The organism is Haloarcula vallismortis ATCC 29715 (assembly GCF_000337775.1).
Classification (GTDB): Archaea; Halobacteriota; Halobacteria; order Halobacteriales; family Haloarculaceae; genus Haloarcula; species Haloarcula vallismortis.
In genome coordinates, this window is sequence record NZ_AOLQ01000065.1 from 70650 (window position 1) to 94194 (window position 23545).

23 protein-coding genes are annotated in these 23545 nt (G+C 62.2%); 15 read left to right on the plus strand and 8 right to left on the minus strand.

Annotated features, from left to right (window positions below):
- Positions 1 to 43 precede the first annotated feature (43 nt).
- A complete protein-coding gene (locus C437_RS15280; protein WP_004517892.1) occupies positions 44 to 901 on the minus strand; it encodes a 3-hydroxyacyl-CoA dehydrogenase family protein in 858 nt (285 codons plus the stop codon).
- 269 nt (positions 902 to 1170) lie between these two features.
- On the opposite strand from C437_RS15280, the gene C437_RS15285 reads away from it, so the two are divergent.
- Positions 1171 to 2046: a class 1 fructose-bisphosphatase gene (locus tag C437_RS15285; protein ID WP_004517893.1), complete on the plus strand. Its 876-nt coding sequence runs from the start codon at positions 1171 to 1173 to the stop codon at positions 2044 to 2046.
- 18 nt (positions 2047 to 2064) lie between these two features.
- On the opposite strand, the gene C437_RS15290 is transcribed toward C437_RS15285, so the two are convergent.
- A complete protein-coding gene (locus tag C437_RS15290) occupies positions 2065 to 4074 on the minus strand; it encodes a PKD domain-containing protein (RefSeq protein WP_004517894.1) in 2010 nt (669 codons plus the stop codon).
- Positions 4075 to 4308: 234 nt separating this feature from the next.
- On the opposite strand from C437_RS15290, the gene C437_RS15295 reads away from it, so the two are divergent.
- The 4 genes from C437_RS15295 (at position 4309) to C437_RS15310 (ending at position 7743) form a co-directional block, all read left to right on the plus strand.
- Positions 4309 to 4692 (plus strand): DUF5658 family protein, encoded by a 384-nt coding sequence (locus C437_RS15295; RefSeq protein ID WP_004517895.1) that lies wholly within the window; start codon positions 4309 to 4311, stop codon positions 4690 to 4692.
- 191 nt (positions 4693 to 4883) lie between these two features.
- Positions 4884 to 6140, plus strand: coding sequence for a Glu/Leu/Phe/Val family dehydrogenase (locus tag C437_RS15300; protein ID WP_004517896.1), 1257 nt, complete (start codon positions 4884 to 4886; stop codon positions 6138 to 6140).
- Between the two features lie 63 nt (positions 6141 to 6203).
- Entirely contained in the window at positions 6204 to 6689 is a 486-nt protein-coding gene (locus C437_RS15305) for an SRPBCC family protein (protein WP_004517897.1), read from the plus strand.
- Between the two features lie 145 nt (positions 6690 to 6834).
- On the plus strand, positions 6835 to 7743 hold the full coding sequence (locus tag C437_RS15310) for a DMT family transporter (RefSeq protein WP_004517898.1): 909 nt from the start codon (positions 6835 to 6837) through the stop codon (positions 7741 to 7743).
- A gap of 17 nt (positions 7744 to 7760) precedes the next feature.
- On the opposite strand, the gene C437_RS15315 is transcribed toward C437_RS15310, so the two are convergent.
- Complete coding sequence (locus tag C437_RS15315; protein WP_004517899.1) at positions 7761 to 8555, minus strand: RIO1 family regulatory kinase/ATPase domain-containing protein; 795 nt, start codon at positions 8553 to 8555, stop codon at positions 7761 to 7763.
- A gap of 81 nt (positions 8556 to 8636) precedes the next feature.
- On the opposite strand from C437_RS15315, the gene C437_RS15320 reads away from it, so the two are divergent.
- Positions 8637 to 9776, plus strand: coding sequence for an acyl-CoA dehydrogenase family protein (locus C437_RS15320; protein ID WP_004517900.1), 1140 nt, complete (start codon positions 8637 to 8639; stop codon positions 9774 to 9776).
- 15 nt (positions 9777 to 9791) lie between these two features.
- Here the strand turns inward: C437_RS15320 and C437_RS15325 are convergent, their stop codons facing one another.
- Positions 9792 to 10208, minus strand: coding sequence for a universal stress protein (locus tag C437_RS15325; RefSeq protein ID WP_004517901.1), 417 nt, complete (start codon positions 10206 to 10208; stop codon positions 9792 to 9794).
- A 55-nt stretch (positions 10209 to 10263) separates the two neighbouring features.
- Positions 10264 to 11727, minus strand: a complete 1464-nt coding sequence (locus C437_RS15330) for an RNA-splicing ligase RtcB (protein ID WP_004517902.1) — start codon at positions 11725 to 11727, stop codon at positions 10264 to 10266.
- Positions 11728 to 11951: 224 nt separating this feature from the next.
- Here C437_RS15330 and C437_RS15335 point away from each other — a divergent pair, with 224 nt between their 5' ends.
- The 5 genes from C437_RS15335 to C437_RS15355 all read left to right on the plus strand — a co-directional run bounded on the left by C437_RS15335 (position 11952) and on the right by C437_RS15355 (position 16286).
- Positions 11952 to 12476: a DoxX family membrane protein gene (locus tag C437_RS15335; RefSeq protein WP_004517903.1), complete on the plus strand. Its 525-nt coding sequence runs from the start codon at positions 11952 to 11954 to the stop codon at positions 12474 to 12476.
- Between the two features lie 14 nt (positions 12477 to 12490).
- On the plus strand, positions 12491 to 12787 hold the full coding sequence (locus C437_RS15340) for a hypothetical protein (RefSeq protein WP_004517904.1): 297 nt from the start codon (positions 12491 to 12493) through the stop codon (positions 12785 to 12787).
- Between the two features lie 191 nt (positions 12788 to 12978).
- On the plus strand, positions 12979 to 13671 hold the full coding sequence (locus C437_RS15345; RefSeq protein WP_004517905.1) for a metal-dependent hydrolase: 693 nt from the start codon (positions 12979 to 12981) through the stop codon (positions 13669 to 13671).
- Between the two features lie 72 nt (positions 13672 to 13743).
- A complete protein-coding gene (locus tag C437_RS15350) occupies positions 13744 to 14430 on the plus strand; it encodes a protein sorting system archaetidylserine synthase (RefSeq protein WP_049919860.1) in 687 nt (228 codons plus the stop codon).
- 125 nt (positions 14431 to 14555) lie between these two features.
- Positions 14556 to 16286 (plus strand): histidine kinase N-terminal 7TM domain-containing protein, encoded by a 1731-nt coding sequence (locus tag C437_RS15355; protein WP_049919850.1) that lies wholly within the window; start codon positions 14556 to 14558, stop codon positions 16284 to 16286.
- Positions 16287 to 16348: 62 nt separating this feature from the next.
- Here the strand turns inward: C437_RS15355 and C437_RS15360 are convergent, their stop codons facing one another.
- Positions 16349 to 17125 carry an alpha/beta fold hydrolase gene (locus C437_RS15360; RefSeq protein WP_004517908.1) on the minus strand — a complete coding sequence of 259 codons (777 nt, stop codon included), beginning with the start codon at positions 17123 to 17125 and terminating at the stop codon, positions 16349 to 16351.
- Between the two features lie 147 nt (positions 17126 to 17272).
- Between C437_RS15360 and C437_RS15365 the strand changes: the two genes are divergently transcribed.
- Entirely contained in the window at positions 17273 to 17518 is a 246-nt protein-coding gene (locus tag C437_RS15365; protein WP_004517909.1) for a DUF7127 family protein, read from the plus strand.
- Positions 17518 to 19791 carry a CDC48 family AAA ATPase gene (locus tag C437_RS15370; RefSeq protein WP_004517910.1) on the plus strand — a complete coding sequence of 758 codons (2274 nt, stop codon included), beginning with the start codon at positions 17518 to 17520 and terminating at the stop codon, positions 19789 to 19791. The genes C437_RS15365 and C437_RS15370 overlap by 1 nt, the downstream gene beginning before the upstream one ends.
- A 56-nt stretch (positions 19792 to 19847) precedes the next feature.
- Here the strand turns inward: C437_RS15370 and C437_RS15375 are convergent, their stop codons facing one another.
- Entirely contained in the window at positions 19848 to 20600 is a 753-nt protein-coding gene (locus C437_RS15375) for a TrmB family transcriptional regulator sugar-binding domain-containing protein (RefSeq protein WP_004517911.1), read from the minus strand.
- 130 nt (positions 20601 to 20730) lie between these two features.
- On the opposite strand from C437_RS15375, the gene C437_RS15380 reads away from it, so the two are divergent.
- Both C437_RS15380 and C437_RS15385 read left to right on the plus strand, forming a co-directional pair.
- A complete protein-coding gene (locus C437_RS15380; protein WP_004517912.1) occupies positions 20731 to 22266 on the plus strand; it encodes a hybrid sensor histidine kinase/response regulator in 1536 nt (511 codons plus the stop codon).
- Positions 22267 to 22327: 61 nt separating this feature from the next.
- Entirely contained in the window at positions 22328 to 22888 is a 561-nt protein-coding gene (locus tag C437_RS15385; RefSeq protein WP_004517913.1) for a DUF420 domain-containing protein, read from the plus strand.
- An 85-nt stretch (positions 22889 to 22973) separates the two neighbouring features.
- On the opposite strand, the gene C437_RS15390 is transcribed toward C437_RS15385, so the two are convergent.
- The gene (locus C437_RS15390; RefSeq protein WP_004517914.1) at positions 22974 to 23534 is read right to left on the minus strand and encodes a GNAT family N-acetyltransferase; all 561 of its coding nucleotides are present in this window, start codon (positions 23532 to 23534) and stop codon (positions 22974 to 22976) included.
- Positions 23535 to 23545 lie beyond the last annotated feature (11 nt).

Consider the following 23545-nt stretch of genomic DNA (forward strand, 5'->3'; position numbering starts at 1 on the left):
CGTACTCAGTCCGCTACGGTCGGCATTTGCCACCGGGGACCTGTCAGTCGTAGTCGTAGAAGCCCTTGCCGGACTTTTTGCCGAGGTCGCCGGCCGAGACTTTCCGTTTGAGGAGGTATGCCGGCTTGTAGCGGTCACCCAACTCCTCATACAGCGTCTCAGAGGCGTCAAGGACCACGTCGAGGCCGATGTGGTCGGCCAGTTCGAGCGGTCCCATCGGGACGTTCGTCCCGAGGGTCAGCCCGCGGTCGATGTCGGCCTTGTCGGCGACACCCTCGTCGAACGCTCGAATGCCCTCGTTGATCCAGGGCATCAACACGCGGTTGACAACGAACCCGGGCTTGTCGTCGGCCTCCCAGGTCTCCTTGCCGATGTCGTGGGCGAACTCCCGGCCCAGCGTCACTGTCTCGTCGCTGGTTTTCTCACCGACGACAAGCTCGACACCTTTCATCACTGGCACGGGGTTCATAAAGTGGAGCCCGAGGACCTGCTCGGGCCGTTCGGTGACACTGGCGATCGTTGTAATCGAGAGCGTACTCGTGTTGCTGGCTAGCACCGTGTCCGGCCCACAGACAGCGTCGAGTTCCTCAAACACAGACTGCTTGATATCCATGTCTTCCGTTACGGCCTCGACGACGAGGTCAGCAGCTGCGAGGTCGTCCATCTCGGTGGTCCCGGTGATGCGGGCTGTGGCCGCTTCTGCTTCCTGTTCTGTCACTGTGTCGCGCGCAACGAGTGTCTCGAAGCTCGCCTGTATGTCCTCGAATCCGGCGGCAACTAGCTCGTCTGTCACATCGCGCATGACGACATCGTAGCCGGCTGTCGCTGCGACCTGTGCGATGCCGTTGCCCATCGTTCCCGCGCCGACGACGCCGACGGTGTCGACTGTTTCAAGATGCATACTTGCGCCTTCGACCGGTGGTCGTGTAAGTCTGCCGACGGTATCGAATCGTCACAGAATCAGAAATCTACCGAGACACTCTGTCACAGGCTTAGCGGCAAGCACTGCCCCGCGGCAGAATATTCACTCGAAATGTAGTAAATGTCAGCAAAAAGATACTTATGATGTGCCGGAGAAGGAACTTGTGATGAGAGAGCCCTGCGGGCAGCAGGCTTGGAGAAAATCCGACTGGTCTCCGTACGGCCAGTCTCTGCCCCTACATCTGACAAATGAGTAAGTCACTCGACATCTCGACCACCGAAGCCGAGCAGACAGTCACGGAAGTCATCGACACCATCGCCGCGACGACGCCGGATGTCCGCCGCGCTGTTGCCGACTACCGTGGCCAGAGCAACTCTGTCAACCCCACCGGTGACGACCAGCTTGCGGCTGACCTGCGCGCCGACGAACTTTTCGAGCAGCGGGTGCTGGATATCGACGGTGTCGCCTCCTACGCCAGCGAAGAACGCGCAGAGGTGAAAACGACAGATGGTCGCCTCCACGTGGCGATGGACCCCCTCGACGGGTCGAGCAACCTCGAACCCAACAGCGGGATGGGGACGATTTTCGGCGTTTACACCGGGCAGCCGCCGACCGTCGGCACCAATCTCCTCGCAGCCGGATTCGTCATCTACGGCCCCATCACCTCGATGGTCGTCGCTCGGGACGGCACCGTCCGCGAGTACATCCTCGAAGACGGTGACAAGCGGATTGTCGACGACGAGGTGTCGGTCCCTGAAGACCCCACGGTGTTCGGGTTCGGCGGCGGCGTCGACTCCTGGACCGACGAATTTGAATCCTACGCTGAGGACGTCCGCCACGAACTCAAACTCCGCTACGGCGGGGCGATGGTCGCAGACATCAATCAGGTGCTCACCTACGGCGGCATCTTCTCGTACCCCGCACTGGAGTCCCGCCCCGAAGGAAAGCTCCGGGTCCAGTTCGAAGGACACCCGATGGCCTACATCCTCGAGTCGGCCGGCGGTCGGTCCTCCGACGGCGAACAGTCATTGCTCGAAATCGAACCCGACGAGCTACACGAACGGACGCCGCTGTATCTCGGGAACGACGATCTGATCGACCGGCTCGAAGCGAATATGGACTGACGACCCAACTTCTGTCAGTCAGTAGCCGAGGTATATTGCCAGTGCTTTCAGGACGCTGTACAGCCCGACAGCGACGCCCAGTAGCCCGCCGAGAACGGTTCCGACGATGCCGTCAGGCCAAAGCGAAAGCGGGTTCGGAACCCCGACCGACGGGAGCGCTGGAATCGGGAGGCCACCGCTGTCGCCCGTCACGTTCCCGACGCGTTGCCCATCGACAGTCAGTTTTCCAGTGGTGTTTTCCGGAACAGAGCGGGCAAACTCTGTCGTTCGCGTCTCACCGGCAGGGACAGTGACTGTCCGCGTTGTCAGTATCGAGGTGTTGAGCGAGATGATAACGTTGTGGTCGCCGCTCGCAGACCCCCGGTTTTCCAGCTCGACGGTAATCACAGTCTGGTCGCCCGGGCTGAGCGTCGATGGAACAGCCGTGGCGTTCGTAACCACGATGTCCGGTTGCCCGGGCTCTTCTGTCGGTGTCTCGGTCGTCTCAGATTCGGCCGCCGACGTTTCCGAGTCATTCGTCGCTGCCTCCGCATTCACGTCTGTCGCTGGCGTCTGCTCGACACCAACGACAAACGTCGAGAGGCCCGGCGATGTGGCCCGGTAGACGATGTGTGACTCGCTCCGGCTGGCGATTTCAGTCGACAGCGGCATCCACCTGTCGCCGCTCCGGAACAGTGTCACGGCATCGGGTTCCGCACCGACCGTCGCCAGTGCATCACGGTCGACAGTAAACGTGAACGTCGCGTCCTCGGCCGGAACGGAGCCGTGGTCGACGTCGAACCGGCTGATGCTGGTGTGGCCGGTGGCGGTTGCAAACGCCGACGTAGGCTGACGAGCGTGGATAACGAGTGCGGCGGATTCGTTACGCGGGAACGACACAGCAAGTCGCTCCAGCGTTCCGTTCTGCCCGGTGACGAGTGCCCCCGCCGGGGATTGAATCCGCTGTGCCTGCCCGGATCCGTTCACTGAGACGTTCGCTGTGGTCGCGTTCGGCTGCCGCACGGTCACGTTCCCGGCGGTTCCATTCCCTGTCACAGACACGACTCTGGTTACGGTTTCCGTGTTGCCCAGCGGATCAGCAGCTGTCACTGTGACTTCGTGACTGCCGGGCGAGGCGAACGCCACGGTGATGTTCTCGCCGGTCAGAATGGTATCGCTCCCAACTTGCCACCGGACCGAGTCGACGCCCTGATCGTCTGTCGTCTCCGCTGTGGAGAAGGTCACCGACTCGCCGACGGTTGCGTTCTCCGGCCCAGTGACGGTGACGTTCGGCGCAGAGTCGTCGTAGAGGAACGTTTGCTGTCGTCCGAAAGAGTTCTCGTTTCCGTTCTCGTCGGTCACTGACATCAAAAGCAACGAGTATTCGCCTTCTTCCGGAAACATGTACGTTCGTGTATACGTGACTGTGTTACCGGTGCGTTCGGTGAATCCCGAAACGTTGAGTGTGTCTATCGACGGGCCACCGACGGAGACTCGGAGCTGCTGTATCGGTTCGTGCATCCCGACAGAAATGCGGGCGGTGGAGCTATTGACGCGGCTCACATCGAACGACTGATACTTCGGTACGACGGAGTCCATCCCGGTAGCGGTGACTGACTTGCGAGGAAGCTCGTTCCCCGCTTCATCAGTGATGATGCCGGTGTCACGGAGGCTAACGGTGACGTTGTCCGTGTCGACTTTCGTTTCTAACAGCAGTGACACGCGCACCCCCGTCCTGTTTGCTCCGGAGGCGTTGATCGATGCGACCGAGACGTTCTCTACTCGGCCAGTAGTTAGGTCGAAATCCGCCGCCTGAATCGTGCTCGTGTCTAGCGACCCGCCGTCGTCGTACAGAGACACCTCGATAGTCGTAGCGTTGCCCCGCGTCGCATTGCCCCACTCCGGTGACTCGGTGTCTTCGGCCGCGGCCGTGCCAGAAGTAAGGGCAACGAGCAACGGGAGCAATAGGAGTACCACGAGAAGCGGAAGCCACCAGCGACGACACCCGGCCGACAGCGGCGTCTCTCGCGGGTGACCGGCGGCATTCATAGTACATGAGTAGCCCGGCACCCGATATCAATGGTACGCCACCATTATGAGAGGTGATAATGTCGGGCGGTGACTATCGACGAGACCCACCAGGGCACCGAACGCGTTGTTGAAAGTGTGCCCGTTGGCATCACGTTTCTCTGGAGTATACAGTCCCTACATATTCGATTTCAGTAGTAAACAGTGTGTATTTAATACACGGGGTGACAATGGAATAACAGACCACGTGGGGGCGTGGTTGCGGAGGGTGACGTGTTCACAACGGACCGACCGGTCCCGGTAGGGACCATCGACGGGTGGTGTAGCGCCCTGCTCGACGAACTCGCGGCCGTCGAGCGAGAACTATGGCTGGTAGTCGCCGTGACTCTTATCGTCGACGTGTGGCTGACACACGTTGGCCTTCAGCACGGCCTACACGAGGGAAACCCTGTGATGCGGGCCGCGATAGAGACGTTCGGGATCGCTGTCCTCGGAGCGACGAAAGTTGGTGTTCTCGGATTGGCGGGGGTGACCCGCCAACTGCTGAGCGATCAGCGTGGCGTCGTCGTCCCGCTCGGACTGGCGCTCCCCTGGGTAGTGGCCGTCGTGATCAACACGGCCCTCTTGATTAGCCTGTAGCTACCCTGTGGGGGAGACTGTCCTCAGCTTTCGTTCGCTCACCGGACCGACAGCCCGCGCGGCTCGCGTCGCCTACGGCGACGCCGTCACAGACATTCCGTTTGGCAACGGGCTCCGTTGTGGGTAATTGTTGTCTGGAAAATCCCATGGACGGCGGTACCCTTTTGCCCACAGTCTGAGACGTTACACGTATGTCGCCTGAGGTAAACCCATTTGAGAGTTTACAGGAGCAAATCGACGACGCGTCGGACTATCTCGAATATTCGACTGACGTACTCGAACGGCTGAAACACCCCGAGCGAGTGCTTGAGACGAACCTCTCCGTGGAGATGGACGACGGCTCCGTCGAGGTGTTTCGTGCCTATCGCTCACAGTTCAACGGTGACAGAGGGCCGTACAAGGGTGGAATCCGCTATCATCCACAGGTCACGCGTGACGAAGTCAAAGCGTTGTCTGGTTGGATGGTGTATAAATGTGCTGCGGTAAACATCCCCTACGGCGGCGGGAAAGGCGGCATCGAAATCGACCCGCGCCAGTACTCGGCTGGCGAAATCGAGCGGATAACACGGTCGTTCGCAGAGGAACTTCGCCCGATTATCGGTGAGGACCGGGATATCCCCGCGCCAGACGTCAACACCGGCCAGCGCGAGATGAACTGGATCAAAGACACCTACGAGACGCTGGAGAACACCACTGAACCCGGCGTCATCACCGGGAAGGCCCCGGAGTCGGGTGGCAGCGCAGGCCGCGTGGAAGCCACCGGCCGCTCCGTGATGCTCACAGCCCGCGAGGCGTTCGACTATCTCGGCAAAGACATGGAAGACGCAACGGTGGCTGTGCAGGGCTACGGGAACGCCGGCTCCGTGGCGGCAAAACTCATCGAGGACCTCGGCGCAAACATCGTCGCAGTATCGGACTCCTCGGGAGCGGTCTACAATCCCGATGGGCTCGACGCACGCGACGCGAAGGCGTTCAAGAGCGAGACCGGGTCGCTGGCCGGCTACGAGGGCGCAACAGAGGAGCTGACGAACGAAGAGCTGCTGACGATGGGTGTGGACCTGCTCGTCCCAGCGGCGCTCGAAAACGCTATCGACGGCGACCTTGCGGAGGATGTACAGGCCGACATCGTCGTGGAGGCGGCAAACGGCCCGCTGACGCCGAACGCGGACGACGTTCTCACCGAACGTGACGTGGCGGTGTTCCCGGATATCCTCGCCAACGCCGGCGGCGTCACGGTGTCGTACTTCGAGTGGGTCCAGAACCGCCAGCGGTTCTACTGGTCCGAAGACCGCGTGAACGATGAACTGGAGACCATCATCACAAACGCGTTCGACGACCTTGTCGAGACCTATGAGGAGACCGGTGCGCCGAACTTCCGGACGGCGATGTACGTCGTCGCAATCCAGCGGGTCGTCGCCGCCGCCGAGGAAGGCGGCATCTGGCCCTGACCGCATTCCGGAATCAGTCGCGGCTATCGCGGGTGTTTTGCCAACGCTTCCCCTACTGCGTGTATGGACATTTACGAGCGGCAGGTTCGCGTCGAAGCTCCGCTGTCAGAGGTCTGGAAATTCCACGCGACGGGCGATGGACTGGTCGCCCTGACTCCCGACTGGATGAACATCCGCATCGAGGCAGAACGGGGACCAGATGGCGAGCCAAACCCTGAAGAACTGACCGCCGGGTCGGTCGTCGAATCCTCGATAAAGCCCTTTGGTGTGCCGCCCCGCCAGCAGTGGGTCTCGAATATCGTCGCCCGTGAAGAGGGCGAGGACGAAGCGATGTTCCGTGACGTGATGGCGGAGGGGCCGTTCCCCCACTGGGAGCACACGCACACGTTTCGGGCGCTGAGCGACAGGGAAACGCTCGTCCACGACCACGTCGAGTTCGAACTGCCCGGCGGGCCGCTTGGGCGGGCACTTGGCCCATTCGGGTGTCTCGGGATGGAACCGATGTTTCGGTATCGCCATCAGCAGACGAAGGAACTACTCGAAGGGTAGCACACCCTCGCTTGCGGACGGGACGGACCCGACTATGATATCCGGTGTTTCTTTATCCCCGTGTCGGATACTGCCACGGGATGAGAGGACGTGTCGTCGCTGTAACTGATTGGGCTGTGCTGTCGCTGCGTCACAACGGAGCAGGATGGCCGTGACCGGGCCGCGAATCGACCCGCGACTGGGGCTCGTCGTCGCCGTCCTCGCCGTTAGTACGAGCGCGATTCTCGTCCGGTGGAGCGATGCCGCGGCGTCGGTGGCGGCGTTTTACCGTGTTCTGTTGACAACGGCACTGCTGGCCCCGCTAGCGCTGGGACGGCATCGGTCGGCGTTCGGACGGCTCGCACGGCAGGACGTACTGGCGGCTGCGGCGACTGGTGTCGCACTCGCCGTTCACTTCGCGGCGTGGTTCGAGAGTCTGGCGTGGACCAGTGTCGCGGCATCGGTCACACTGGTCCAGTGCCAGCCCCTGTTCGTCGCCGTCGGCGCTTGGGCGCTGCTCGACGAACGCGTCACGCGTGGCACGGCCGCGGGCATTCTGGTCGCTATCGGTGGCATCGTCGTGATGTCTATCGGCGAGCTGCTCGGCAGCGGGACCATCGGCCCGCGGCCACTGTACGGCAACGCCCTGGCCCTCGTTGGCGGCATCATGGCCGCTGGCTACGTGCTGGCCGGGCGCTCGCTCCGCCAGCGGTTCCCACTTATTCCGTACGTGACTGTCGTCTACAGCGTCGCGGCGGTGTGCCTGCTCGCCTTTGTCATCACATCGGGCCACCCCGTCACCGGCTACCCGCCGCGGGAGTGGGCGCTGTTTCTCGCGATGGCTGTCGGCCCCGGCGTGTTCGGCCACACTGTCCTCAACTGGGCGCTGGCACACGTCGAGTCCAGCATGGTCAGCGTCTCGCTGCTTGGCGAGCCGGTCGGGAGCGCGCTGCTGGCGCTGCTGTTGCTCGCGGAGCTACCCGGGCCGTCGACCATTGCCGGCGGGGCCGTCGTGCTCGTCGGTATCGGCGTCGTGGCCAGAAGCCGGGCAGTCGAGGCAACCCCAGCGGACTGAGGCCGTTCCGCGCCAGCCTATGCGCGTTTCTCCACGGCCCCACGGATTTCAGCGGCGGCGAAGTCGTGGTCCGGGCGGATGTTGACGAAGTCGAGGAACTCCTCCGCAGCCAGCAACTCAGACATATCGTAGTGGCGTGCGGCGGCGGAGACGGCAGCCGGCGCACCGATGAGCGGCTCCAGCGCCCCCAGCGCACAGGCTAAGTCGTATGCACGGGCGTCGCTGATTGCCGCCGCGCGGACGCTCGTTGCGTCGATGAAGTACAGGTCGTCGTGGGCCACGAGCACGTTCTCACAGCGGAAGTCGCCGTGTGCCAGGCCGTCCTCGTGCATTCGGTGGAGGAACTCAAACACCGCCGGGCTGTGTCCCTTGACCGTCTCGGGTGAAAGGTTGTCCAACGGCTCGAAGTCAGGGATGTACTCCAGCACGAGTATGCCCATCCCGTCGTACTCGAACGCCTCGATAGGCTTGGGAGCGTTGACGCCGATTTCTCGCATCCGCCGGGTCGCCGCCAGTTCGTGTTCCGCCATCTCGTAGGGCGTCCCGAAGTGCTCGAAAAAGCCCTCCGTCCCCGAGGAAAATGCGCCGATATTGCGGCCGGCGGTCAACAGTGTGTGGACCAGCGAGTTCTGCTCCGTGATGACCTTCACGAACCACTGGTCGTTGACGACCAGCGGCGTCGAGAGCCAGTTGTCCGCCTCCAGAAACGTTACGTGGGCCGCGGGCTCGTTATACCGTTCGATTACCGCCTGCACCACGCCTTCGAGTTGCTCCCAGGGGACCGTCCCGCGGAGGAGTCGCCGGAACGCCATTCTCTCTAGGAAACGCCGTCGACGGGCAAATGGCTTGCGTCCGCACCTGTGGTATTTATTCACACAGCCCCTACGCTTGGTATGGAGTTCGACGTGCCGGGCGAACACCGGATGATACGGGATTCGGTCCGTGAGTTCTGCGAGAACGAGATTCAGCCGGTAGCACAGGAGATAGAAGAGGAGCATCGCTTCCCGGCCGAGGTATTCGAGGAACTCGGCCAGCTAGACGTGATGGGCGTGCCTATCAGCGAGGAGTGGGGCGGGCTGGGCGGCGATACACTGATGTACGCGCTGGTCGCCGAGGAACTCGGACGCGTCTCCGGGAGTATCGGCCTCTCGTACGTCGCCCACACCTCGCTGGGAACCAAGCCGATAGAGCTGTTCGGCACCGACGCTCAGAAGGAGCGGTGGCTCACGCCGCTGGCTTCGGGCGACCAACTCGGCGGGTGGGCGCTGACAGAACCGGGCAGCGGGAGCGACGCCAGCGACATGGACACGACGGCCGAGCGGGACGGCGACGAGTACGTCGTCAACGGCACCAAGCAGTTTATCACGAACGCCTCAGTCGCCGGGTCGATACTTGTCAAGGCCGTCACCGACCCCGAGGCCGGCTACGACGGCATCTCGACGTTCATCGTTGCCCCCGAGGACGACGGCTGGGAAGTGACCACCGAGTGGGAGAAGATGGGACTGAACGCCTCACCGACCTGCGAACTCCAGTTCGACGACTGCCGGGTTCCCGCGGACCGCCTGCTCGGCGAGGAAGGCGACGGCTGGGAGCAGACGCTGAAGACGCTCAACGGCGGGCGCATCTCTATCGCCGCGCTCTCGACGGGGCTGGCACAGGGCGCGTTCGAGGCCGCAAAGTCTTACGCCACCGAGCGCGAGCAGTTCGACCGTCCCATCTCGAAGTTCGACGCCGTCCGGGACAAGATCGTCGAGATGGACCGCAAGATCGAGCGCGCCCGCCTGTTGACCCACAAGGCGGCGACGATGTACGACGCCGGCGAGGACGTGACGCGCATGTCGTCGCTGGCGAAACTCGACGCCAGCGAAATCTGCCGGCAGGTCGCCGAGGACGCCGTTCAGGTGCTTGGCGGGTACGGCTACACGACGGATTTCGCGCCACAGCGGTTCTACCGGGACGCAAAGCTCATGGAGATCGGCGAAGGGACGAGCGAGATACAGCGGATGGTGCTCGGCCGGGAACTTGGCCTATAACGACTCCTGTGGCGCTCAGGCGTCGGACGACCTCTCCGGAACGACTGTTACCGGGACGTCGGCGGCGTCGATGACGGAAACCGCCGCGTCGCCTTCACGGATTTTGCCAGCCAGCCCCTTCGGCTCGTGGCCCATGACGATGTGCTGAACGTCCACGTCAGCCGCGAGTTCGAGCAGTTCGTTTCCAATCCGTGTGCCCGAGCGCATTGCAGACCGACCGACGTGTTCGATAGCGACCGTTGCCACGGCGGTGGCGTCGCGGAACCGGTCACGCATCTCGTCCCGGAGTTGCATGGCCGTGCCGTCGGCGGTGTCTTCGTCGACGAGGTGGACGACGTACAGTTCCTCATCGAGTCCGTCGGCGAGTCGCACCGCAGTATCGATGACTGCCGGAGAGACTGAGTCGTTGGCGACCGCAACGAGAATGGTCATACAGGACCCAAGGCCTTCGCGGCCAAATCACTTTCTGCCAGACTAACAGGTTGGCTTACTCTGTCGCCTTCAGGTTGTGGACGGCGTCGACGTACTCGACGACTTCGGCAGTCGGCTGGATGGCCGAAAGAATCGCGTCAGCGTCCTTGTATGCCATCGGCGCTTCGTCCCGGACGCCTTCGATAACGGACTCCGAGTAAATGCCGTCCATCGCCGCGGCGAACTCGTCCATGTCGATATCGCTGTGGGCCTGCCGACGGCTCATCACGCGACCCGCGCCGTGTGGCGCTGTCTGGTGGTACTCATCGTTACCCTTCCCGCGTGCGATAATCGACCCGTCGGCCATGTTAAACGGGACCAGTAGCCGCTGGCCGTCGCGGGCCGGGGTCGCCCCCTTGCGGATGGTCAGGTCGCGGAAGTCGATGTAGTTGTGAATCGACTGGAACCGGTCGACGGGGTCGACGTCCAGCACGTCACAGATTGCGTCGCTCATCAGTTCGCGGTTCCAGCGGGCGTACTGCTGGGCGAACAGCATGTCGACGAGGTAGCCGTGGGCTTCGCGGCCTTCGAGCCAATCGAGGTCCGTGTTGCGGTCCTCGTCGTCGCTGCTGTGGATAGCGTCCTGTACCGTCCCCAGCTCGTCGAAGGCGTCCTCGATATCCTTACCGTCCAGTTCGCGGCGAAGTCGGTCCTTCCGGATGTATGACTCGCCCATGCCGCCGGTGACCCACGCGTAGAGGTCCCGTGATTCCACGGTGTCCGGGTCGAACTTCAGGTACTCGACGTACTCCTCGGGAATCTGTTCGCGGATTTCGCCGATGGTCCGGCGGTCCGTCGCCGTCGACTGCCAATACTCGGCGACGGACTTACCGAGGTACCGGGAGCCGCTGTGGATGACCAGCCAGTAGTCGCCCGACTCGCGGGCCTGGCCGAACTCCACGAAGTGGTTCCCGCCGCCCAGCGTCCCAGCGCTCTTGATTATGTACCCCATTCCTTGCCGCTGGTCGGCCAGCACGCGGTCACACAGCGCCTCGAAGTAGTCTTCGTCGTAGCCGTCGAAGTCGAACTCGACGGGGTCGATGTGCTCGCCGAAGCGCTCGGCGTAGGCCGCGTCGAACTGCTCGAAGACGCGGTTGGCCCGCTCGAACGGGAACTCCTCGACGAAGTGGACTGCGTCGTCGTAATCGTGAACCGACCGCCCCATCGGGACCGCCTCGCGCACGCGTCGCTCGCGCTCCTCGTCTTCTAACGGGAGGTTCGGACCGAGGTTCGTCGCGGCCATCCCACAGCCCACGTCGACGCCGACGATATTCGGGACGACACGGTCGCCAAGTGGCATCGTGAAGCCGATGGGTGCGCCGGCCCCCCAGTGCGTGTCCGGCATGATCCGAACCGGTTCGGTGAACGCCGGGTGGTCGATGAGCGTCTCGATCTGTTCCCGACACCCTGCTTCGACGAGCGATTCGTCGTCGACCATCACCCGCGCCGTGGTGTGTTCGCCCGTCAGTTCGAGTACCATTGGTGTCGTAGCGTAGTCGCATGGAGGGTTTGAACCTCACGGTGGCCCGTGGGTGGGTCCCACGGCTGGGCAACGTACATAAAAACCCGCAGCCGAACGAATTGTCACATGATCAATCACCGATATCTCCCTTCTCAGGCGCTGAGATGTGTTTTCAATCGGTGGGAACACGCTCTCATTTATATGCTACCTGACCACGCAGGTACACATGTGAGGTGACACAGATGTCCTATCAAGCGGCGAACCCCCTGGCAGACGAGTTCGAACTCGAGCTCGGCGGGGCCTGGACCGCGTACTGGCTGGCGTTCCTGCGTGTCGTGACCGGCTGGTGGTTCTTCCACGCAGGCGTAACGAAGCTCATCGAGGACGGACTGGCCTACACCTACGGGCCGGCGTACCTCAGGCAAATGACCGGCACGGCACTCGGTCCGATCCCCGTGCTGATGGGCGAGCACCTTGGCTGGCTCATTCAGGCGATGGTCCCGCTTGGCGAGACGCTCATCGGGCTCGGCCTGATGGTCGGCGCGCTGGTCAGGCTCGCCTCCGTGTTCGGGGTCTTCTTCATGTCCCTGTTCTGGATCGGCAACGCGGAGTTCGGCCACGGGCTGGTCAACAGCGACTTCATGGGCCTGCTCCTGTTCATGACGATGATCGTGCTGGCCACCGGCCGCTACTATGGCCTCGACGCCATCATCGAGAAGACCAAACTGGTCAAACGACACCCGAAGCTCAGGTACCTGCTCGGTTAAGGAGGTGACCACCAATGCAACAACACACCACCGTCATCGACAAAGCGGCGATGGCACTCAGCGGCGGACTGATGCTGCTGGGCGTCGTCGTCCTCGGCATCGTGGAGATACTGGCGGGTAAGCCCTACAGCGCGGCACCGCTGACCAACGACGCGGGCGAGATAATCGCAACTCCGATGATCGATCCGACGCTGCGGACTGGGCTGGTCCTCGCCGGTATCCTAGTCCTGGCCCTGTACGGGCTCTACAAGCTCGTGGTCCCGATGGAGAATGAGGCGACCACGGCACAGCAGGAAATCACGGCAGACTAGGCGGTTCTCTTTTTCGCTGTTTTGACTCGCCGTGTCGCTCCTATCGATAGAAGTGTTAATGGGTGCCGTTCCACCCCACCAGTTCCCCACTGACAATGTATTTACTGTGACCATATTAATCAAGTGGGGTAGTTTCTCATTCTGATAGAGCCCACCACAACGCTCATTTTTGTGGTAGTACTGATATCTATATGCCTTCGCTGGTGGTTCACTACGCCTTTGTGGGGTTACTCGCTGCGACGCTACTGGGTGCTGCATTCGATAAACGGTCGCTTCTCCTGTCGATACTCGTCGTCACATTCCCCGATATAGACGCGTTCATCGGCCTCTACTGGCAGGCCGGCCACCGGGCCGCGACGACGAACCTCGTCATCCCGGCGGTGCTGGCCCTCCTCATCGCGGTCGACCTGTACGTGCGGGAGGAGTCGTATATCAAGGGCCGCTGGGGGGCCTACGGCGTTCGGGTCAGTTGGTTCTGTGTCATCGTGTACGCAGTGGGTCACGTACTGCTGGACCTAATTACGGGCGGTGCGAACCTCTTCTGGCCGCTGTACGACCAGTTCTATCAGCTCAGCGGCCACCTCGAACTTTCGAGCCAGCGCGGCATCGTCCAGACATTCGTCGAACTTCCCGAGCCAACCGCTCAGACACCCAGCGGCGGCGGGAGCGACGGAAGCGGTGGCTCGACCACCCAATCGATGGGCAACTCCAGCGAGGTCCAGATGAGTACCGGTGTCGACCCCACCCCGGGACAGCGAGAACCTGAGGCCGTCGACCGCGTGTTCCCCATCGCCCGGAGCGGCTGGGAACTGGTCATCCTCGTCGTCGGGTCGCTCGCCACCGCTGCTCGCCTCCGCTTCGGCCACGAACTCCCAGACGAGTGATGGATGGCTGGTCGGAACCGCGGCGCGTTCGCTTTCGAGTCCTTCATATACGCCGTGGCCAACCGGGGAACCATGGGCTTCGAGGTACGCCGACGACTCAGTGTCGCCGACACGGTGACGTTGTGCAATGCCGTCGTCGGATTCGTCGCCGGAGCCATCGCGTTCACCGACCTGCAACTGGCCGCTCGGCTCATCCTGCTGGCGGTCATTGCCGACGCAATCGACGGAATCGTCGCCCGGAACGGCGACAGTTCGGCGGTCGGCCCACTGCTTGACTCCGTGACTGACGTGGTCTCGTTCGGCGCGACGCCGAGCCTCTTTCTTTACGTGTTGTTGACAGACGCATACGGCGGTATCGAGTCCGCCAATCCGGGCGTGTTCGTCGGCCTCGTGTTGCTCGCTTCCGCATACGTCGTGTGCTCCATCGTCAGGACGGCATTCTACTCGACGTACTTCGATTCTCCCGACGAGCGGCCGGGGATGCCCAACACGCTTGGGAGTATCATCATCGCGACGGCGTATCTGAGCGGCGTCACGAACCCACTGGTGCTGAGTGTTGGCGCGCTCGCGCTCTCACTTGCGATGGTCGCGCCATTCGACTACCCAAAGCCGGGGCCGAAAACCGCGGTTCCGATGGGTGTCGTGCAGACGGTCGCTGTTGTTGCGCCGACGGCGTTCTTCCGGGCCGGGCCACGGGCGATGCTCGCTATTGCCCTGCTGTTTTTCGCGCTCGGCCCGTGGGTCTACCCCGGAGAGTAAGACGCCAACAGCGTCAGCCGTTCAGTTCCGCTTAGGCTCATATAAGGCTCGATATTGAGCGGTGTATCTGGTAGTTTAAAGTCTATTAATCGCATACATGTGGGGTACGGAGTTCAACAGTAGGAATGAAGTTCCAGTTCTCTTGGTATCTGTTTACTCCACTCCTATCCGCCGCAGTTTCGCTTCTCATCGCTGGCGTTGGCGTGTACTATCGCGACTGCACGGGGTCTCGCTCTCTGGCTTTTTTGATGCTTGCAATCGCGTGGTGGTCGGTGATGTCTCTGGTTGAACTCGGGGCAGCCGACCTTGCAACTAAGCGCCTCGCACTCAAGCTCATGTATCCCGCAATTGGAGCCGTTCCCGTCGCGTGGCTCCTGTTCACTATCCAGTACACGGGTCAGACTCGCCTTCCGACCCGGAAAGAGCTGGGTGGCATACTCCTCGGGCCTGCCCTGATGATCTCGCTCGCGTGGACGAACCAGTACCATGGGCTGTTCTGGTCCTCGATGGAGTTGGCCTTCAGCGGATCACTCGTCGTTTTGGTAACAGAGCGAGGCCCCGCGTTCTGGGCGTGGACCGCCTACGCGTATACCGTGATGGCTGTGGGGACCGGCCTCATTCTGAAGTTGGCGCTACTCTCAGGACGCGTCTACCGTACGCAGGCACTTGGACTCAGCCTGGCAGCACTCCTCCCGTGGAGCGGGAACGTCCTGTATCTGACCGGCGTCTCGAGCGTATTTGACCTGACCAAGATCGGATTCGTGTTCACCGGCGTCCTTCTGGGGGGCGCTGTTTTTCGTCGGCAGTTGCTACAGATCATTCCTGCCGCCCGAGAAATCGCCCGGGACGAGATCGTCGCGTCGATGCAAGAGGCCGTCATCGTCGTCGACGAACGCGACGTTGTCATCGATCTCAATCCACAGGCGAAAGCCATTATCGGGACATCGGGGGCAGCGTGGATCGGCCGGCCACTCGGAGATGTGCTTCCCAGTTTGATGGACCTCCGTGACTCGCCAACCGACGACTCCCCTGACCGTGCCGAAATTACCGTTCCCGTGGACGGCGAAGAGCGAGCATACGAAGTCCGACAGACACCGCTGTATCGTGGCTACGGCACAGTCACGGGACAACTGATCACACTGACTGATGTAACCGAGCGCAAACAGCGCGAACAACGCATCGAGCGCCAGCGCCAGCGCCTGGAGGTCGTCAACCGCGTCCTCCGCCACGACATCCGTAACGATATGCAGGTCATTCTGGGGACCACTGAGAACCTCCTCAAATCACAGCAGGCTCAGCCACAACTGAAGCGAATCAAACGGAAAGGCGAGGATATTGTCACATTAAGCGAGAAGGCCCGCGACCTAGAGCGGTTCGTCGGGGACGGGGCAGTCGAAACTACGACCGTCGATCTCAGCGCTGTCGTTGCAGACGTAATAGCTGACCTCGAACGGACGTATCCAGACGCGGAGTTTCGCGTCGAACGGCCGGACCGGGCGACGGTATCTGCCGTAGATTTGATCGACTCCGCGCTGCGAAACGTTCTGGAAAATGCGGCCGAACACAACGACCAGTCGGTCCCAGAGGTATCGGTGACAGTCACTGGACCCACGGCTGACGGGAAAGTTACGGTTGCGGTCGCTGATAACGGTCCCGGGCTCCCTGACCGGGAGCAGGAAGTGATCGAAACGGGGACAGAGACAGCTCTCAAGCACAGCAACGGGCTGGGTCTCTGGATCGCCTACTGGACTATCACTACCTCCGGCGGAACCATCACGTTTGCCGAAAATACGCCACGGGGTTCGGTCATCACTATTCGACTGCCATCGGCTTCAGCAGAACAGTCGCAACTGTGACGGTCGCTGTAGCCCCCTACAGTCAGTAGTTGTGTGTCTCGGTGGCGCTGGTGCAGGATCTCTCAAACCGCATCCTCGATAAACTCCGCTAGGATGTCGTTGAACACCCCGGCCTGTTCGACCATCGCCAGGTGGGCAGCGTCGGGGACGAACGACACCTCGCCGTCGGGGACCTCGCGGGCAAGCGTCTCGTGATACGCACGCGGAGTCAGTTTGTCGTGCTCGCCGCAGATAGCCAGCACGGGTACGTCAATCTCGCCGAGTCGGTCACGCACGTCGAATTCGTGACAGGTCATGAAATCACGGCGTGTCACTGCCTGCCCGACATCTTCCATCTCCTCGTGGGAGCGGGACAGGGCCTCGTGGTCGGTATCGTGGAACAGGCGGTCCCGGTCGTGCAGGAACTCGACGGCGCGGTCCCAGTCGTTCGCAAGCCACTCCTGGAGCCCGTCGAACACCGGGAGTTCGGGGCCGGTCCCCAGCAACACTATGGCTTCGAGCGACCAGTCCCGTTCGAGCGCGACCCACTGGGCGACGGCCCCACCGAGCGAGTTCCCGACCAGTACATCTGCGTCCGTCTCCTGCCCCACAGCGACCACATCGTCTGCGTAGGCGTCGAGCGTCGCGGTCCCGGCCCCAGTGTCGATATCGTCGGACTCTCCGTGGCCTGACAGGTCCAGCGCGACGGCGGGATGGGTCGGTCCGGATGGGGCGTACTGATGCCCCCACACGCGGTGTGTCGCGCCGCTGCCGTGGACATACAGCGCTGTCGGTCCTGTACCAGCAGACTGCGCCTGTCTGTACGTCGTGACTCGCCCGTCGTGGGTGACCCAGTTCATGCACCACGGTTCGGAAGCGGTGTGGATAAAAGGTTGGCGCGACAAGAACAGGTGTGAACCGCATTCAAGCAACTCGCTGAATTTTTTTGCCGTATGGCGTATTTCTGCGATGGATTTATATACTTACCTCGCTTACTTTGAGTTAGTATGACTTCAGAACAGCAGTTGTTCGACGAGACGCCCCTCCGCCGATTCGAGTACGACGACACCGTCGTGCTCGCGGCGGACGTGGGACCTGCCGCCGATGCGAGTGTCGATGTGGTCGACGGGACCGTCATCGTCGTCGCGGACGGCCACCAGCACGAACAGGAGATCCCTGCCGGCGACGCACGAGCGTTTATGAATCACGGGGTCCTCACTATCGAACTGTCAGAGGAGGAGGGAGATAACTGATGAGACTTACTGTTAAACCACTCAAACAGAAAGACGCCGGCCGTGGCCTCGCGGCTATCGACCGTGCCGCGATGGACGAACTCGATCTCGAGAACGGCGATTACATCGTTCTCGAAGGAAAGCAGGACAGTCGCGCGGTCGCCCGTGTCTGGCCTGGCTACCCCGAGGATGAGGGGAACGGCATCGTCCGTATCGACGGCCAACTCCGCCAGGAGGCCAACGTCGGTATCGACGACCACGTGAATATCGAGAAAGCCGACGTGAACCCCGCGACCTCGGTCACCGTCGCGCTGCCCCAGAACCTTCGGGTCCGGGGCAACGTCGGCCCGATGATTCGCAACAACCTCAGCGGCCAAGCCGTCACGCAGGGCCAGACGGTACCAGTGAGCTTCGGCCTTGGCCCGCTCTCTTCGATGTCCGGCCAGAAGATTCCGCTGAAAATCGCTGAGACCGAACCATCCGGAACGGTCGTCGTGACCGACTCCACGGACATTCAGGTTAGCGAGATGCCCGCCGAGCAGGTCCACAGCGGCGAGGGTGCGCCCGAAGCCCGCGACACGCCCGACGTGACTTACGAGGACATCGGCGGCCTCGACCGGGAGCTCGAACAGGTCCGGGAGATGATCGAGCTGCCGATGCGCCACCCCGAACTGTTCCAGCAGCTCGGCATCGAACCGCCAAAGGGCGTCCTCCTCCACGGCCCGCCCGGCACGGGGAAGACGCTGATGGCGAAAGCTGTCGCCAACGAGATTGACGCGTACTTTACGACCATCTCCGGCCCGGAGATCATGTCGAAGTACTACGGCGAGAGCGAGGAGCAACTCCGCGAGATCTTCGACGAGGCCTCGGAGAACTCCCCCGCCATCGTCTTCATCGACGAGATCGACTCCATCGCCCCCAAGCGCGGCGAGACGCAGGGCGACGTGGAACGGCGCGTCGTCGCCCAGCTACTCAGCCTGATGGACGGGCTCGAAGAGCGCGGGCAGGTCATCGTCATCGGCGCGACGAACCGCGTCGACGCCATCGACCCGGCACTGCGCCGTGGTGGCCGCTTCGACCGTGAAATCGAGATCGGCGTCCCGGATAAGGAGGGCCGCAAGGAGATCCTGCAGGTGCACACCCGCGGGATGCCCCTCTCCGAGAAAATCGACATCGAGAACTACGCCGAGAACACCCACGGCTTCGTCGGCGCTGACCTCGCCTCCCTGACCAAAGAGAGCGCGATGAACGCGCTCCGACGTATCCGCCCCGAGCTCGACCTCGAATCCGACGAGATCGACGCCGAGGTCCTCGAACGCCTGGAAATCAGCGACACGGACTTCCGCGAGGCGATGAAGGGCATCGAGCCCTCCGCGCTCCGGGAGGTCTTCGTCGAAGTCCCGGATGTCACCTGGGACTCCGTCGGTGGCCTCGAAGACACCAAGGAACGGCTCCGAGAGACCATCCAGTGGCCTCTGGAGTACGAAGACGTGTTCGAGTCGATGGACCTCGAAGCCGCAAAGGGCGTGCTGATGTACGGTCCGCCCGGCACCGGGAAGACGCTGCTGGCGAAGGCCGTCGCCAACGAGGCCCAGTCCAACTTCATCTCGGTGAAGGGGCCGGAGCTGCTGAACAAGTTCGTCGGTGAGTCCGAGAAGGGCGTCCGCGAAGTGTTCAGCAAGGCCCGCGAGAACGCCCCGACTGTGGTGTTCTTCGACGAGATCGACTCCATCGCCGGCGAACGCGGCGGCGGGACGACCGACTCCGGTGTTGGCGAACGCGTTGTCTCCCAGCTCCTGACGGAGCTTGACGGCATCGAGGAGATGGAGAACGTCGTGGTCGTCGCGACCACGAACCGGCCGGACCTCATCGACGACGCGCTCTTGCGCCCCGGTCGCCTCGACAGGCACGTTCACGTGCCCGTCCCGGACGAGGACGCCCGCCGCGCCATCTTCCAGGTCCACACCCGGAACAAGCCACTGGCCGACGGCGTCGACCTCGACGAACTGGCCCGCCGCACTGACGGCTACGTCGGCGCGGACATCGAAGCGGTCGCCCGCGAGGCGTCGATGGCCGCGACCCGGGAGTTCATCAACAGCGTGGACCCCGAGGAAATCGGCGACAGCGTCAGCAACGTCCGCGTGACGATGGACCACTTCGAGCACGCGCTCGAAGAAGTCGGTCCCAGCGTCACCGAGGAGACCCGCGAGCGCTACGAGGAAATCGAACAGCGCTTCGACCGGGCCGAACCCGGTGTCGCCGACGAGAGCACGGCCAGCCGCACCTTCCAGTAACGACGGTCGACACACCGACGCCGACTTTTCCCCACTGCAGGCGGTTTTTCGCTACGTCATTCCCCGTCAGCGCTGTCCAGCGTGATTTCGCGGCATTCATAGGTTTCCTTCGTAGCACCGGTCCCACCGACAGTGACCGGTCCGGCATCGGTTTCGATAGTGAGTGACCGCTCGGCCGGGTTCTTGCTCGATGCGGGGTAAACGATGCTCTGGCGGACGTTTATCACCGGTCCCGATATCGTCGTCTCCGTTCGGTCCGTCGTCGAGACCACCCGAGCACGAGCAGTGATCGGCGTCCCCGCCCGCAGCGCCAGCGCTGCCATGAGTACTGCGAACTGGAATGTGGAGAACGTCCGCGGGAACGCACACACGGGAGCGACGTAGTGTTCCGTCCCCATCAGCCAGTGGGTGCCGAGAAACATCGTGAACTCGTCGTGAGCGAGGTTCTCATTGTCGAACTCCGTTGCCTGACGGTCCACTCCCGAGTCAGTCACCATCCCGACGTGGCCGGTGAGTCCCCGCCGAACATCGGCGGTCACGAGTAGCGGGGTGATACCGCTCTCGATTGTCCTGACCGCCGTTGCAATATTCTCGTACGCTGGAGTCGGCGCTGGGGCGTCGCCATGGATCAGTAACAGCACCAGTACATCCCGCTCGATAGCGGCGCTTAGTTGGGGCACAAACACAGAGAGAGCTGATTTCGGGACCGCAATCGTTAGACTCTCGGTAGCAGAGTCAATAAGTGATTGTATCGCAGCGATGACTGCCGACTGGGTCCGATGCGTTTCCAGCCCCGTGTGTGCCATCATCAGAGAATACGGTGCTGTGTGTATAAATCGTCCCCTGAACTGGGCGGTAGCGTCGCTGAGAAGAGGAAATGACAGCTGTAGAGAAAGATAGGGTGTAACTTCTTTATGTGTGTATCTCCTCGGAAGGGTGATGAAGCCACAGCCCACCGTCCTGTTCGTTCGCAGTCCACGTCAGGACAGGGCTGCGATTTCGATGCTCCGGGACAGTGGTCTCACCGTCCGCGAATTCGACGGTGTCCGTGATCTGGAGCGTGCGCTTGACGAGTACGACACTGACTGTGTCGTCACGAACTGCGAAGTGGAGAACCCGGACGGAACACAGTACCTCGGTGGATTGACGCTTCTCGACCGACTGCAACGGGAGCAGCCCGAGCTTCCGGTTATCCTCTTTGCTGAGGTGACAAACGGCGACATCGCCCGCGAGGCCTACAGCCGTGACGTGTTCGGCTACGTTCCGAGTACAGTGAGTGACGCTCACCAGCGGCTACTGGCGCAGGTCGACGCAGCCGTCGCTTCCAGCCCGGCCCGTCAGCGGGCGAATAAACGAAAACATCTCAACGAGGCCGTCCGACTCGTCAATCAGGCCCTCATCCGCTCACAGTCTCGGATGGACATCGAACGCGATGTCACGGCGGTTCTGGCGGGCACGGACAGGTACAGCGAGGCCTGTACGGTGACCTGTCAGCACGACAGGCCGGTCGTTCGAGCGCTGGGGTCACAGCGCGACAGTGTCACTATCACCGCGCCGGAGCCGCTGGTCCGTGCCGAATCAGAAGACCGACTGGTCGTTGCAGATATCGACCCGACAGCGTCTGGGGACGACACGAATGCACTGGAGACGGACTGTGTTCGCGCTCTCGCCGTCCCACTGGTGTACGATGGGACGTCCTACGGCGTCCTTGGAGTGTACGCTGACCGTGTCGATATCTTCGACACGGAAGAACAGGATACGTTCAGGGAGGTCGGCCACAATATTGCGCTGGCTATCGACGCGAGCCAGACGAAAAACGCGCTCCAGCAGCGGACGACGGAACTTGAACAGCAGAAAGAACGGCTCCGAGAGCTCGCACAGATAATCTCACACGAACTCCGGAACCCGCTTCAGGCGGCGATGGGACGCGTCGACCTGTTAGCTGCTGAACACGCCGCCGAGGAGTTCGACGCCATCCAGCGAAGCCACACCCGGATGTCGTTTCTCATCGACGACCTCATGGAGATCGCCCGACAGGGCGGCCGGCAGTACACCGTCGAGCCGGTCACGCTTTCCGACGTGATGGCGGACGCCTGGACGACGGTCAACACCGATGGGTCGACTATCGAAATCGACTGTACCGAGACGATACTGGCCGATAGTAGCCGGCTGTGTCAGCTCGCAGAGAACTTCTTCCGGCTTGCTATGGAGCAGGGGGATACCGGGAAAATAACGATCATCGACACGGCCGACGGATTCGCCTTCGAGCACGACAGTATCCCGGTAGCGGTGGAGAACGAGGGCCCGTTTGAACTCTATTACGCCTCCAGTGACGAGGGGGTCGGGCTCCATCTCGCTGTGATCCGGGAGATCGCACAGGGTCACGGATGGGAAATCGGGTTCTCCAACGAACCGATGGGACGGGTCCGGCTGAACGTAGCCGGCGTTGAGCGGCCGTCAGCGGAACCCACGTAGCGATCCTGCCTCGCGGTACGTGACTCGAAACCGTATTTTGCGTCCAGTCCGGAGTCGTGATATGGATCTTCAGGCGCGGTATCGCGTGCCAGCACTCACTGGCCTGTTGACGGTTGTGTCGCTCGCCCTCGTGTTTGGGGCCGTTCTCGGGGCGATTCCCCAGTCGGCTCTCCCCGCTGCGCCCGCGAGCGTTCTCGGAGCGATCCCCCACGCTAACGCTGTAGTCAGCGCCCTCGCTATCGGTACAATCGTCGGTGGCGTTCGAGCAATCCGCCGTGGCAACGTCACCCGACACCGGAAGCTAATGGTCTCCTCGTTTGGCCTGTTCGCCCTGTTTCTCGTGCTGTACCTCTATCGGATAACGCTTGTCGGGCCAACGGAGTTCACCGGTCCGTCAGTCGTCGAGACGTACTTTTACCTGCCGTTTCTCGCTGTCCACATCCTGCTTGCCATCATCGCCATCCCGGCAGTGTACTACGTCCTGCTGCTGGCCTACACCTACCCTGTCTCGGAGCTACCGTCGACGAACCACCCGCGGGCCGGCAAGCTGGCCGCAGGGCTGTGGCTGATCTCCTTCTCGATGGGCATCGCTGTGTACGTGATGCTGTATCTGGTCTGGTAGCGTCACAGTGATTGTTGCGACCGGTTGCCGCTCCGACCACACGCTGTCGTGCGGTCGATGTGGTACTGACTCGCAATAGTCACTATCAGTTGCTCTCCGTTTGGAGCAGGCCGAACCACAGCATATCGCGCCACTCGCCGTCGAGATACCACTCCTCTCGGTGGGTCCCTTCCTCCGTGAATCCGAGTCGTTCGACCACTGCGACGGAGCGGTCGTTTCCGCCCACGATCTTCGCCGACCACTTCCGGAGCGCCCGCTGGTCGAAGCCATACTGGACCAGTCTGCCCGCCGCTTCAGTGGCGTACCCCTGTCCCCAGGCGTCCGGGTCGAGCCAGTAAGCCAGTTCAGCTGTGCCCCGCTCCGGGTCGTGGTCTGTCATGGCGACAAGTCCGACTGGCTCGGTTCGGTCCTCGACTGCGCCGGGACTTCCAGCCGGGTCGGCACAGATCAGCAGATGAACCGAGTCCTCATCGGAGAGCGTCTCCTCGTAGAAGGTCTCCATCTGGTCGCTGGTCGGGGGGCGGGCGTACGTGCCCAGTCCCCAGACCTTCTCGTCGTGGAAGACGCGCTGTATCCAGTCGAGATCGTCTCGCTCCGGGGACCGGAGGGCGGTGCGGTCGGTTGCGAGGAAGGACGGCCCTGGCATGCGCGATTCCT